Source organism: Gracilibacillus xinjiangensis, assembly GCF_042651765.1.
Taxonomy (GTDB): domain Bacteria; phylum Bacillota; class Bacilli; order Bacillales; family Amphibacillaceae; genus Gracilibacillus; species Gracilibacillus xinjiangensis.
The window spans coordinates 36,310-50,072 of sequence record NZ_JBHSDT010000003.1; the positions used below are offsets into that span (position 1 = coordinate 36,310).

At 36.3% G+C, this 13,763-nt stretch carries 11 protein-coding genes and 1 riboswitch; of the genes, 3 read left to right on the plus strand and 8 right to left on the minus strand.

What is annotated here, in order from left to right:
- The first annotated feature begins 708 nt into the window (after positions 1-708).
- The 3 genes from trhO (at position 709) to amt (ending at position 4,813) form a co-directional block, all read left to right on the plus strand.
- Positions 709-1,686 (plus strand): oxygen-dependent tRNA uridine(34) hydroxylase TrhO, encoded by a 978-nt coding sequence (gene trhO / locus ACFOY7_RS03165; RefSeq protein ID WP_390249304.1) that lies wholly within the window; start codon positions 709-711, stop codon positions 1,684-1,686.
- Between the two features lie 120 nt (positions 1,687-1,806).
- On the plus strand, positions 1,807-2,286 hold the full coding sequence (locus ACFOY7_RS03170; protein WP_390249306.1) for a glutathione peroxidase: 480 nt from the start codon (positions 1,807-1,809) through the stop codon (positions 2,284-2,286).
- A gap of 247 nt (positions 2,287-2,533) precedes the next feature.
- Positions 2,534-4,813 (plus strand): ammonium transporter, encoded by a 2,280-nt coding sequence (gene amt / locus ACFOY7_RS03175; protein WP_390249308.1) that lies wholly within the window; start codon positions 2,534-2,536, stop codon positions 4,811-4,813.
- 74 nt (positions 4,814-4,887) lie between these two features.
- Here the strand turns inward: amt and ribH are convergent, their stop codons facing one another.
- The 8 genes from ribH to murB all read right to left on the minus strand — a co-directional run bounded on the left by ribH (position 4,888) and on the right by murB (position 13,590).
- Positions 4,888-5,355, minus strand: coding sequence for a 6,7-dimethyl-8-ribityllumazine synthase (gene ribH / locus ACFOY7_RS03180; RefSeq protein WP_390249310.1), 468 nt, complete (start codon positions 5,353-5,355; stop codon positions 4,888-4,890).
- Between the two features lies 1 nt (position 5,356).
- A complete protein-coding gene (locus ACFOY7_RS03185; RefSeq protein WP_390249312.1) occupies positions 5,357-6,577 on the minus strand; it encodes a bifunctional 3,4-dihydroxy-2-butanone-4-phosphate synthase/GTP cyclohydrolase II in 1,221 nt (406 codons plus the stop codon).
- Positions 6,578-6,599: 22 nt separating this feature from the next.
- Complete coding sequence (gene ribE / locus ACFOY7_RS03190) at positions 6,600-7,235, minus strand: riboflavin synthase (protein ID WP_390249314.1); 636 nt, start codon at positions 7,233-7,235, stop codon at positions 6,600-6,602.
- A complete protein-coding gene (ribD, locus tag ACFOY7_RS03195) occupies positions 7,235-8,323 on the minus strand; it encodes a bifunctional diaminohydroxyphosphoribosylaminopyrimidine deaminase/5-amino-6-(5-phosphoribosylamino)uracil reductase RibD (protein ID WP_390249316.1) in 1,089 nt (362 codons plus the stop codon). The genes ribE and ribD overlap by 1 nt, the downstream gene beginning before the upstream one ends.
- Positions 8,324-8,501: 178 nt before the next feature.
- A riboswitch (FMN riboswitch) is annotated at positions 8,502-8,654 on the minus strand.
- Positions 8,655-8,724: 70 nt separating this feature from the next.
- A complete protein-coding gene (locus ACFOY7_RS03200; protein ID WP_390249318.1) occupies positions 8,725-9,708 on the minus strand; it encodes a permease prefix domain 1-containing protein in 984 nt (327 codons plus the stop codon).
- Positions 9,709-10,041, minus strand: a complete 333-nt coding sequence (locus ACFOY7_RS03205) for a PadR family transcriptional regulator (protein WP_390249320.1) — start codon at positions 10,039-10,041, stop codon at positions 9,709-9,711.
- Positions 10,042-10,213: 172 nt separating this feature from the next.
- Complete coding sequence (locus ACFOY7_RS03210) at positions 10,214-12,361, minus strand: SEC-C metal-binding domain-containing protein (protein WP_390249322.1); 2,148 nt, start codon at positions 12,359-12,361, stop codon at positions 10,214-10,216.
- A 317-nt stretch (positions 12,362-12,678) separates the two neighbouring features.
- A complete protein-coding gene (gene murB / locus ACFOY7_RS03215; protein ID WP_390249324.1) occupies positions 12,679-13,590 on the minus strand; it encodes a UDP-N-acetylmuramate dehydrogenase in 912 nt (303 codons plus the stop codon).
- Positions 13,591-13,763 lie beyond the last annotated feature (173 nt).

A 13,763-nucleotide genomic window follows, 5' to 3' on the forward strand; every position in this document is an offset into this window, starting at 1 on the left:
ACGGAACATAAGTTTGTATACATGTAAATTTATCCTCTATCCAACATAATCATACCTTCTTATTTTTTTGACTTAATAGAGGTCTTCTCTTTTCACTGACCATTTAAAGCGCCTCTCAATACCATGGCGCGAATGCTAAGCATGGCTAATGGCATTGAAACCTCCTCTCAATTCCATGGCGCGATTGTTATGCATGGCTAATGGCATTGAAACGGCCTCTCAATGCCATGGCGCGATTGTTATGCATGGCTAATGGCATTGATACCTCCTCTCAATGCCATGGCTCAAAAGTTAAGCATGGCTAGTGGCATTGATACCTCCTCTCATTACCATGGCGCGATTGTTATGCATGGCTAGTGGCATTGATACCTCCTCTCAATTCCATGGCGCGATTGTTATGCATGGCTAATGGCATTGAAACCTCCTCTCATTACCATGGCGCGAATGAAAATCATTCATTTCTTACTGCCTAAACTACTTATGCCCTTCTTAGACTTCAATTTCCTGACACCCCGACAACTTCCTCGAAATCTTTCGGTTATTTATATAAAATGACAATATGTTAGCATTTTCTAACAAACGGAAGTGCAAATTAGATTGAGAACTGCTAAGAAACGTGATAAAATATGTTCTTGCAAGATTATAAAAGAATAAAACCAACCTAAAACATTTATATCTTGCAAATATGAATTGATAGGTGGTAGAAAAATGGAAACCAAAGAAAAGTACCAAGTATTATTGTATTATAAGTTTGTCACAATCGAAGACCCTGAAACATATGCGCAAGAACACTTAAACTTCTGCAGAGACTTAGGCTTAAAAGGGCGTATTCTTGTAGCAGAAGAAGGTATTAATGGCACTGTTTCGGGAACAGTCGAACAAACAAACAAGTATATGGAAACAATGCATAATGATCCGAGATTTAATGATATGGTGTTCAAAATCGATGAAGCAGATGGACATGCATTCAAAAAGATGCATTGCCGCCATCGTCCAGAGCTTGTGACACTTCGATTAGGAGAAGAAAATGTAGATCCGCGCAAGAAAAATGCGGACTTCTTAACCCCTAAAGAATTTTACGAAGCAATGCAAGATGAAAACACTGTTATTTTAGATACCAGAAATGACTACGAATATGAACTAGGCCATTTCCGTGGTGCAATTAATCCAGATATCGATAATTTCCGCGAATTGCCTGAGTGGATTGAAAATAATCGGGAAAAACTAGAAGGCAAGAAAGTATTAATGTATTGTACTGGCGGAATTCGTTGTGAGAAATTCGGCGGATGGATGAAAGAAAAAGGATTTGACGATGTTGGGCAGCTCCATGGCGGTATCGTCACTTATGGACAAGATCCAGAAGTACAAGGCGAATTATGGGACGGACAATTATATGTTTTTGATGAACGTATTTCTGTTCCTGTTAACAAGAAAGAGCATGTTGTTGTCGGAAAAGACTATTTCGATGGGCAGCCTTGCGAACGTTATGTAAATTGTGCAAATCCAGAATGTAACAGACAAATGTTATGTTCTGAAGAAAATGAACATAAATATATGCGTGGATGCTCACATGAATGTCGTGTTCACCCTCGCAGCTTATATATAAATGAACATGAATTAACGGAAGAAGAAATCCAAGCACGTCTTGACCGTATTGCAGAAGAAGACGGTGCTGCACAAGCATAATTCAAAAAGCATGTCATAGAAAGTTAGCTCTTTCTTATGACATGCTTTTTTTGAAATAGAGCAAAATACATCTATTTAATATCAATTTATGCTACCATTTTCAATAAAAGGAGGAGTTCCATGTCTATATTTGATATAACTGTGGAAACAGTTAACGGAGATGAAAAGAAATTAGGTGTTTACAAAGGAAAAGCAATAATTGTCGTTAATACTGCCAGTAAATGTGGGTTCACTCCGCAATTTGACGGCCTTCAAGCATTATACGAAAAATATAAAGAGGATGGTTTAGAAATTCTAGGTTTTCCAAGCAATCAGTTTATGAACCAGGAACCTGGTTCAAGTGAAGAAGCTGAAGAATTTTGCCGAATAAATTATGGGGTAAGTTTCCCAATGTTCGCAAAAACAAGTGTACGTGGTAAAGATACCCACCCGTTATTTAAACATCTGACAAAAGCTGCACCTGGAATTATCTCAGACCAAGTAAAGTGGAATTTCACAAAGTTTCTTATTGACGGAGAAGGTAATGTAATCAAACGATACGCCCCCAAAACAACTCCTGATGAAATGGAAGCAGATATAGAGAAACTGCTCAATAAATAATAAATGAATGGCGATATTCCTTTCGCCATTTTTTTCTGTCATATATTTTGCAATATCATACGCTTATCTTTCCATTTAACTAACTCAACCATTAGCATCTGTCAAATAACTGAAATATCTTGTCAGAAAATCTTTCAATAAACACGACGATTTATCCATGCGTGTAGTAATATCGACTCATCCTCATGAAGATTAGTAATTAGTCGCAGCTTAGATTAGTAGTTTACTTTTTGAAGGGATGATTATTATGGAAACATTGCAACTGCATTTAGATTTTGTATGGATTATACTTGCATCTATATTAGTCTTTTTTATGCAAGCAGGATTTACTGCATTGGAGGCTGGTCTCGTAAGAGCAAAAAATTCAATCAATGTCGCAATTAAAAATGTCAGCGATTTGTTAATTGCATCAGTTGTCTTTGCATTATTTGGATTTGGTATTATGTTTGGTGATTCAACCTCAGGCTGGTTAGGGACGAATTTATACTTCTTTCAAGGATTAGATACAGACCCATGGAATTGGGCTTTTTTATTTTTTCAAATTGTATTTGCAGGTACTGCAGCTACTATTGTATCTGGTGCAATAGCAGAACGCGTCAAATTTGGTGTTTATCTATTCGGAACATTCTTAATTGTACTCATCATCTATCCTGTTTTCGGTCATTGGGCATGGGGAGGTTTACTGAACCCTGAACAATCTGGTTGGTTAGAGCATATAGGCTTTGTTGACTTTGCAGGATCAACTGTTGTTCACTCCATCGGTGGCTGGGTTGCGCTAGCAGCAGCCATCGTTGTCGGACCGCGAGTTGGAAAATATGTTGATGGAAAGATCCATCCAATGAAGCCTTCCAATGTTGTACTAGCGGCACTTGGTGTGTTTATCTTATGGTTGGGCTGGTTTGGGTTTAATGCTGGGTCAACAACTACCGGAGATACTTCCATTGCACTCATTGCACTGAATACCCATTTAGCTGCAGCTGGTGGAGGGCTATTCGCCTTGATTACTAGCTGGATATTGTTTAAGCAGCCAAAAGTTGAGGATATACTAAATGGTGTATTAGCAGGATTAGTCTCTGTAACTGCAGGTGTTGCAGTTTTGACACCATTAATGGCACTTATGGTTGGAACGATTGGCGGTATCCTTGTTGTATTCTCCCTTATCTTTATTGACAAAGTATGCAAAATTGATGATGCCATTGGTGCTATTTCCGTTCACGGAGTGTGTGGTGTATGGGGAACTATAGCTGTTGGATTATTTGGTACAATGGCATTATTGCCATCTGAAACAAGACTAGAGCAACTACTAGTTCAAGGACTTGGCGTAGCAGTGGCTTTTGTATGGGGATTTGCACTTGGTTTTATTGTTTATAAAGTAATCGGATTATTTATGACAATACGCCCAGAAGAACAAGAAGAAATCCAAGGCCTCAACGTGAGTGAACATGGTGCATCTATTGCCATGGTTGATACAATCCAATCAATGCAGGATATCGCCAATGCAGCAGGTGATTTAACAAGAACGATCCAAGTAGAACCGGGAGAAGATACTTATGAGCTAAATCATGCTTTTAATAAATTATTGCGAAAACTCAATGATTTAATAAACAGAGTGAAGCATGCGTCCAACTATGTGGAACATTCTTCTGAAGATTTAATTACTGTCACGACAAGTCTTAGAGAAAAGAGTAAAGAACAAGTAAAAACAATTGAGAATACCCATCATGTTTTCCTCCAATCTGAAAAGAAATTAGAAGGAGAATTAGAAAGAGAAAATGAAGTGATCGCAACCATTCAGCAATTTTTCTCATCAGTAGAACACGTTGGTGAAAAGGTGGATATATTAACAAAAGAAATGCGAAGTATCCAATCAATTATGGATGAGATAACACAAACAAACAGTGAAGTAAATACAACAATTGAACATTACCAAAAACAGACAGCTCGAGTACAGCATTTTTCCAAGCGAAGTGATACAGTAATGCAAGCCATCCATGATATTGCTGAACAAATCAATTTATTAGCCCTAAATGCAGAAATTGAAGCAGCACACGCTGGGGAATTTGGGAAAGGTTTTGCTGTTGTAGCCGGAGAAGTAAGGAAATTAGCAGAACAATCAAAACAATCTTCATTAGAAATTAAAGAAATAATGGAAGGCACTGTTCATACGATTCAAAAAGAGCAAGCAGGATTCACTAAATTATCATCCAAATTAAAAGATCTATCCAATCAATTAATATTTATGCCAAATAAATTTCACCAGATGGATAATGAAGTCCATGACATTCATGGGATCATGAATGATTTTTCTGAAAACTTACAACTTATGAATAAGGATACATCCTATATGCTTGAAAGCAAACAAGAGCAAAAAGTTAACTTTCAACTGATGTGTGAAAAAATAGAGAATATATTTGAACAAATGAGAGAAAGCGATATGTCTATAGAAGATATGACAACGAGGATTTCTCGAATGAAAGAAGAAAGTCTGGCACTGTCACAAACAGTAAATAAGTTTAAAACAACGTAATGAAATAGATGTTTAACTCCCATTATTAAAGAGAGCTGCAAAAGTGGCAAACACTTTTTGCAGCTCTCCTCTTCTTAACCAATTTCTCGTAATAAATTCGCCATTTCAATCGCAGAAATAGCAGCTTCTGCCCCTTTATTACCTGCTTTAGTTCCTGCACGCTCGATTGCTTGTTCGATTGTATCTGTTGTTAACACCCCGAAGATAACTGGAATACCAGCATCCATTGATACACTCGCTACCCCTTTTGATACTTCATTACTGACATAATCAAAGTGTGGTGTAGAACCTCTGATCACTGTCCCTAAAGTTACAACAGCATCATATTTTCCCGATTCCACCATTTTCTTTGCAACTAGCGGAATTTCATATGCTCCAGGAACCCATGCTGTTTCTACATTATTTTCTTCTACACCATGACGACGCAGTGCATCTTCTGCTCCACTTAATAATTTGCTCGTAATAAATTCATTAAACCTTCCAACAACAATCCCTACTTTTAAACCTGTACCAACTAAATTACCTTCAAATGTTCTGCCCATATTAAATTCCTCCTCCATTTTGGTTGTGTCTCAATTGTAATAAATGATCTAATTTTTCCACTTTTGTTTGTAAGTATTTTTCATTATTTTTATTGGCTGGAATCTCGATTTCTTTTCTCCCGACCAATTCTAAACCATACTCTTCCATACTTGATAACTTGCGTGGATTATTTGTAAGTAAATCAATCTTCCCAACACCTAAATCTCTCAGAATTTGAACACTGATCGCATAATCTCTTAAATCATCAGGAAAACCAAGCTGATGGTTAGCTTCCACTGTATCATAGCCTTCCTCTTGCAGTTTATATGCTTTCATTTTATTAATAAGACCGATTCCTCTGCCCTCTTGCCGCATATAAACCAACACACCTTTTCCTGCTGCTTCAATATCCAGTAATGCTTTTTCTAACTGTGGGCCGCAATCACATCGTTGTGAACCAAACGCATCGCCTGTTAAACATTCGGAATGGACTCGAACAAGTGTGGGCTCATTAGGATTTATATTCCCTTTATATAAAGCAACATGCTCTTTTCCCGTATATTTTTCAGTATATGCAACTAACTTAAATTCCCCATAAGCTGTCGGCATATTTATTTCTGTTTCTTTCACAATCAGCTGATCATATCTTTTTCTATATTGAACTAATTCACCGATAGTGATCATTGGCATTTGATGTGTTTCGGCTATTTTTTCTAAATCCGGCCGCCTTGCCATTGTGCCATCTTCATTCATAACTTCACAAATAACAGAAACGGGTTTAGCTCCTGCTAACCGTGCTAAATCAATGGCCGCCTCTGTATGACCTTTACGTTCCAGTACACCAGCATTTTTCCCGATTAAAGGAAACACATGACCTGGCCGTTTGAAGTCAAAAGCGGTTGTTTCGTCATCGACTAATTTCTCAATTGTTAAAGCTCTTTCTTGGGCACTAATTCCAGTATGTGTTGTGTGATAATCAATACTTACAGTAAAATTCGTTCCATGATCGTCTGTATTATTTGCTACCATTGCCCCTAACTGAAAACGGTCAGCATAATTTTGCGACATTGGAACACAAATAAGACCACGACCTTCTTTTGCCATAAAATTAATTACTTCAGGTGTTACCTTATCTGCTAATGCAACAAAGTCACCTTCATTTTCACGATCCTCATCATCTACTACAATGATTATTTCTCCATTCTTTAATGCCTCAATTGCTTGCTCAACAGTATGTTTCATACCAGCACCTCCTAAAAACGTGTTAAAAACCATACTGCTTTAATTTCTCTTCCGTTAATCCTGATGACTGCTTACCAGAATTTTGCAGTAATCTTTCCATATATTTTGCTAACATATCATACTCTACATTCACAATATCTCCTCGGTTCTTCTCACCTAAGATTGTCGCCTTCTGAGTTTCCGGGATTAATGAGATCGTAAAGCCATGATCATCCACACCAAAAACAGTCAGAGAAGTACCATCAACGCTTACTGAACCCTTCATTGTAATATAACGTGTATCTTTGACAGCAATATAGTAATATTTCGCATTATCTTCTATCCATGTCCTTTCGATTGTTCCAATAGCATCAACATGGCCTGAGACAAAATGACCGCCAAATCTGCCATTTGCATGCATTGCCCGTTCTAAATTCACAACAGATTGGGATGACAGGCGTGACAAAGAAGAACCTCGAAATGTTTCCGGAATAACATCAACTGTAAACCAATTTGCATCATAATTCGTCACCGTTAAACAAACACCATTAACAGATATACTGTCACCAACAGAAACATCTTCTGTCACTTTTCCTGCCGCTATTTTAAGCTGGAGCGCATGGTTGGTTTGTTTTATTGACTCAATTTTGCCTTTCTCCTCGACAATTCCTGTAAACATTAGGACTCATCCTTTCGGCCAGCTATAATCTTTATATCCGGACCAATTTGTTTAACAGAGTTAAATTCTAATTCCTCTGCTTCCTTCATTAATAATGGTGATTCTCCGCCAATCACAGAACGTGCATCTTGTCCTCCCAGTAGTTTAGGCGCAATATACCAATGACATTCATCAAACAATTTCTCTTGTAAAAAGGATTGGTGAATCGTACCGCCACCTTCTACGTAAAGGGACTGAATATTTTCCTCTGCCAACACTTGCAGTAAATCATTTAACACAATTTTTTCTGTTGTTAATTGTATTACCTTTATATGCGGATATGCTTTTTCAAAGGGTTCTCTAGCCGCATTACGCCCACAGACCACCCATGTTGGTGCTTCTTCATTAAAAATTTCAAATGCTCCATGTAACGACAAATGTGTATCCAAAATGATACGGACAGGATTTTTCCCTCCTTGGGATAAACGTGTCGTTAAACTAGGGTTATCCTTCTCTACGGTTATTCTTCCAACTAATATCGCATCATGACGGTGCCTTTCTTTATGAACATCCATACGCGCTTCACTTGATGTAATCCACTTACTATCACCAGTGACAGTTGCTGTTTTTCCATCAAGTGTCATTGCTGCTTTTAATGTAACAAAAGGGCGCCTTGTAGCCATCAAATGGAAGAAATGCTGATTTAATCTCAGTGCCCGTTCTTCTAAAATGCCGATCTCTACTTCAATACCGGCAGCTTCAATAATAGCAACACCTTTGCCCGCAACTTTCGGGTTAGGATCAAGACATGCAATAAATACTCGTTTAATCCCTTTTTCTACAATTAATTCTGCACATGGCGGTGTTTTGCCATAATGGGCACACGGTTCTAGGGTAACGTAAATATCTGCACCTTTGGCCGATTCTCCTGCCTGCGCTATAGCATGAACTTCTGCATGCGGCCCGCCAGCTTGTATGTGTGTGCCAACTCCGAGAAGTATACCGTCTTTGACGACTACTGCTCCAACGGAAGGGTTCGGGCTCGTTTGTCCGATCGTTGCTTCTGCCAAATTCAATGCAAGGTCCATCCATTCTTCTTTTGTTCTCACAGCACATCACCTTTTATGATTAAAATCAGAAAAGCCCCAGGTTAAATAACCTAGGGCAAATAGTTAGTATCCATAGTAAAGAACATGGTTTAAAGCAACTATTTTTTCATAGTCGAATAAAAGCACATAACAATAATGTGCTACCTAATTCTCCATAGAAAAATAGACACTTCTAAACCAATTCCTTTTCCCATCCAGACTTTCACTGTCGGCTTTGGATTCTCACCAAATCCACCTTCACATTAGTTAAAAATGCTCCGGGTCACGGACTTAAAAGCTTTTATGCTTTCTCACCGTCGGTCGGGAATTACACCCTGCCCCAAAGGAATTCCTGTACGTATTCATTTAATAATTGATTATAGTATATAGAAAGATATCAAAAATTGCAAAGAAAGAGTTTCTTATTCATTCTTTCTTACTAAAATGGAATAGGCACCACTAAAGATGGCAAATAACAATCCTGTGATCGGAAATACGATCCAGTTAATATGCCATTGACCATAGATAAGGCCGCTTATTAAGAAAATAATGACAGCTAAAGGCCAAACAATCACTGCTACTGCGCTAATAATACGGTCTTCCTCATGGTCTTCACTAGCCACTGCTTTTGGCGCTTGATTTTTTAATATTTTATTATAAGAATTATACACATTGCCAGAATATACAAACAGATATACTGCAATAGAAACAAGCAGTAACATAATGAACACACCGAAATTAACAAATTGCTCATTAAATGCCAACACGGCAAACAAAACAGCCGGTGACAAAATAATTAAAACAACGCCAATAATCATCGCAAGCATATAATTTGGTTGATAAGTGCTTTGTTCAGATTCCAGCTTATTCTTTAATTGAATGGATAAATCAAAATTATCTCTTAAACTAATATATTTAAATTCCTCTAATTTCATCCCGGCATAAATAAATAAACCAACAGCTATTGCTACAAATAACAACATTGTAATTAAGCCAATAAATATCCCTGTTTCATCATCGATACCACCAAGAAGGCCATTTTCCATTAAGCCAATAATGAGAACTAATACCGATGCACCTACGATACATAAGACTGCTCCTACCCCGATCCATTTACTGGATTTTCTCGTTGTATGAAGATATTTATCGACCTCAGCCTCTGTTAACAATAGCTGTGTTTCTGCATCTTCTGCGGTCGAAACCCCAAACTCTTCAATAATTTCATCAATATTACCAAATTCGGAAATAACGATACCTATTGCTTCATTCTCTGTTTTGCCCATCTGTTTTAATTCATGATACTTCTCTTCCATGTTAGCCAAAAGCTCATCCCTTAACTGACTCATTTGTGCAGACTTTGGTAATGAAGCAAACATATTATCCAAGTAACTAATAATGGTATTCATTTACAGAAATTCCTCCTTAATAAATCGATTAATTACTTCTTTTGTCAACTCCCACTCTCGACACTTTTCTTGATAATAAAGCAAACCTGATTTAGTAATTTTATAATACGTACGTTTTTTCCCAAATGTTTGTTCTTTATGGAATGATTCTATATAACCATTTTTCATAAGTCGATTGAAAGCAGAATATAAGGTGGTTTCCTTGATGACATACTTTTCTTCTGATAAATCTTTGATTCTTTTCGAAATTTCATAACCATACGATTCTTTTTCTAACAGTAAATATAGAATAATCGTATCATTGTATCCTCTAATAACATCACTGCTAATCAAGAGCTGTTCCCCCTTTCCTTAAAAGACAGCTGCTGATTCCATCTACTACGCCTGACATACTTTGTCTGTCGTAGTAATTTTATTTTACCATTAATACTAAGACAGATAAAGTGAAATTTCAAAAATTTAGAAAAAAAAAGCTTGCACCCCGGATGAAGTGCAAACTTTTTAATCAATCTATATGAAAGTATATTGACTCTAAATATACATTTTTCCACGTATTCGTTGTTTCTTCTTTACCAATGTACATAACAAGTACCATACCTTTTTCCACAAAAGGTATAGAACCTTCCTTTAATGTTACTGTCTGTTCTTTGTTTATATCAGTATTGACTGTTCTAACCTTATTCTCACTATTCTCATTAACTTCTATTACTTTGAAACTGCCTTTTTCTATCTCTGCAATGTTTTCATCACGTTCAACTAATTTCTCCATGAGAACTTCTTTACTGAGAGTTTCTTCAGGTATTTGGAAAGTCATCTCTGAATCCCACAACTGGGCAATTTTAGTCATTGTAGGTTCATATTTTTTAGCGATCTGATTAATTTCTTTCTCCAGCATGACTTTTTCATGCTGTGCAAGCCATTTGGCCAATGCCTTAACAGTTGTAATGATAGCTTTCACATAGGATTTTGTTATATATGAATACATTCGAATAATATCTTCGGTAAGTAATCTTTCCCAAAACTTAAGATCACATTGTTCCCAGCTAGTAATCGCCCGAATTTCCAGCACATCGATAATATCTTTAATCGTATTCCGATATTTTCGTTCTGTTGTTTTTGCTTTTCCATCTGTTTTTTCTTGATAAAAAGCTATAATATCTTTAGCATAAAAAGCAGTAACCATTTTGTTTGTAAACCCTAAAGTTTCATAGGCAGGTGAATCCATATCGATTGAAATATTATGGTCTTGGTTCTCAGCAACAGTTGCAGAATTTAACCTTGAGACCCTTTCCTCCCCACCAGTTACAAATGGTGAAATTGGCAGACCAAGTTCTTTTCTCGGTGTATTAAAATCAGGCGAGATTTCCACTTTACCGAAATGTTCTTCCACTACTTTTGTTAACTCATATTCCATTTTTCTTAACCAGTTTTCTGCCAGATCTTTTTTATCATTTTGAACTAATTCTCTCAATGATTGATGGCCATATTCTGGAATTGGTTCATCAAGCTTCAATAAACTCATTGTTTGGGCATAAACACTGAAATAATTAGGAACATTCTCACTTGGATTCGCGACTAATTGCTGCATCTCAAAGTCATTTGAAACTGTCATTGTTTCCTTTTTATCTTCCAATAACTCAATAGATTTATCAATTGGTTTAAGTTTATTGGTAAACAATTCCGTTATCCTTTGATCATAGCTTGAAAAATACAGATTCTCTTCTTCTATTTTTATTGTTGCATTTACTTTCGCTACTAACACTTCACCATTTACCTGGTTATCTTCATAAATACCCGTGTCACTCAGCCAGATAAACAGATTTTGTTTTGTATTTGATTGGTCTAATGTTAGATTAGGGTCCTCGGCTAAATATTCTTCTACAACATTTTTTTCAAGTAACTTATAACGATAATTATATACTGTTACTTCTTTTTCATTATTAAACGATTTAGTATCATTCATATGGAATGCGGCAAGTACTTCTGGATAGTAATCAATCATCACCTGCTCATGATCAAGATTGGTCTCCGCCACTTTCTCTTCTACTAACTGTTTCGCATTTGTTAAGGCTCTCGGACTAACTAATGCTCTAATTCCATTAAAATAATATACATCATTTACAGGTTCCAATAATCCTAACGTACTCGTCCATGGCAATACATGTGGTATATTTTGTTTTGATTTAGGTAACTGACAGCTCTTTCTCGAATAACAATCCATAACAGTAACCATCTCATTAGTCTGATTGACCACTTGTAATAATTGTGGTTTCATATTTGCCCATCGTTCTGCCATTTCTTTCTCTTCATGTGATAACCGGTTTCCTTCTTCTGCCAGGAACCATTCAATACCACGGAGGCCATTATCATATTGCTTAAAAAAATGTAACCAAAACAGAAAGAAACCTTTACTATTTTTCTCAAAAATATTATTTGTTCTCCGATTGAATTCTGTTTCTAATGGAGCATAGATATTCAATGTTAAATACGCTAATAAGAACTCATTTAATTTTGCTACCAATGCTTCTTTTTGTTTATAAAACTTTTCTTCTTTAAACATTTTCAGTTCTGCCATTTGATCCTTTTTCATACAACATTTCTTGTATTTCTTACCACTGCCGCATGAACACGGATCATTTCTACCAACTGTCACTACAAATTCTCCCTTTCCTATTGAAGATAACGAATAATTACTGTCAATTGCTACGCACTTGACATGTAAGAAATTGGACTACGATAAATTTCACTATGAATTACAATATTGTAATAAGAGCTCTACCTTATTATTAGCTCCTTTGTTAGAAATTATTTACAGCATTAGTATAACAAAAATAATTAAACACTTATTCTCTAAAAAACAATAATAGCATAATTTTATCCATTCAAAAAACAAAAACCGTCATTTCAATAAAATTTGGTGAATGACGGTTTTTGTTTTATCTACCCAGATGAAATAAGTATCCTTCATTTTTAATCTTCACCGAGAATTCTAACTTCTCGCTCTAATTCTACCCCAAACTTCTCTTTTACAGTTTTCTGAACCATTTCTATCACACCAATATAATCAGATGCTGATGCATTCGCCTTATTAACAATAAAACCAGCATGTTTTGTTGACACTTCTGCTCCTCCTACACCTTTCCCTTGTAAATCACTATCTTGAATGAGCTTACCTGCAAAATACCCTGGAGGACGTTTAAAAACACTGCCACACGATGGATACTCCAAAGGTTGTTTGGATTCTCGCTGAAAGGTTAAATCGTCCATTATTGCTTTTATCGATTCATATTCTCCTTTTTGGAGTTGAAATGTTGCCTCTAATACAATATATCCCTTTTCTGCTATGTTACTTGTACGATATGCTAAATCAAAATCTTCTGCCTCAATTCGTAACACGTCCCCATCTGAATTTACAACTAAGGCATGATCTAAGCAATCTTTGATTTCTCCTCCATATGCACCCGCATTCATATATAATGCTCCACCTACTGTTCCGGGAATTCCACATGCAAATTCTAATCCGGTCAGTTGTTCTTTAAGCGCAAAACGGGAAGCATCAATTATCCTTGCACCACTTTCGGCTGTAACCTTCGTTCCCTCTCTTCTAATCCCGTCAAACTTTTTTAAACTTAACACAATTCCACGGATGCCGCCATCCCTCACAATTACATTTGATCCATTACCAAGTAAAGTAAAGGGAACACTATTTTTCTTTGCATAACGTACAACACCTTGCACTTCATCTATTGTAGTTGGTGTCACAAAAAAATCGGCTTTTCCACCAAGTTTCGTATACGTGTGATTTCTTAATAACTCATCAACTAGAATCCGTTCACTAGCGATAAATTGTTGTAATTCTTCTATAATCAGATGTCTATTCATTTTGTATTCAATCCTTTACGATTCTATTGTGTAAATTCCACACAATTAATCTTTATTATAACAATAATGAAATATGAACTGCAATAGACTAAAAAAGGAATTTAATCACTAAATATACCTCCTTTTCAATCTAAAAAAGCTAGATCTCTACTTATTTAGAGACCTAGCCTAAG

Bases quoted from the DNA above. Each gene is read 5' to 3' on its own strand.
- ribH (WP_390249310.1), bottom strand. From the start codon at position 5,355: ATGGGCAGAACATTTGAAGGTAATTTAGTTGGTACAGGTTTAAAAGTA.
- ACFOY7_RS03200 (WP_390249318.1), bottom strand. From the start codon at position 9,708: ATGAATACCATTATTAGTTACTTGGATAATATGTTTGCTTCATTACCA.
- ACFOY7_RS03170 (WP_390249306.1), top strand. From the start codon at position 1,807: ATGTCTATATTTGATATAACTGTGGAAACAGTTAACGGAGATGAAAAG.
- amt (WP_390249308.1), top strand. From the start codon at position 2,534: ATGGAAACATTGCAACTGCATTTAGATTTTGTATGGATTATACTTGCA.
- trhO (WP_390249304.1), top strand. From the start codon at position 709: ATGGAAACCAAAGAAAAGTACCAAGTATTATTGTATTATAAGTTTGTC.
- ribE (WP_390249314.1), bottom strand. From the start codon at position 7,235: ATGTTTACAGGAATTGTCGAGGAGAAAGGCAAAATTGAGTCAATAAAA.
- ACFOY7_RS03185 (WP_390249312.1), bottom strand. From the start codon at position 6,577: ATGAAACATACTGTTGAGCAAGCAATTGAGGCATTAAAGAATGGAGAA.
- murB (WP_390249324.1), bottom strand. From the start codon at position 13,590: ATGAATAGACATCTGATTATAGAAGAATTACAACAATTTATCGCTAGT.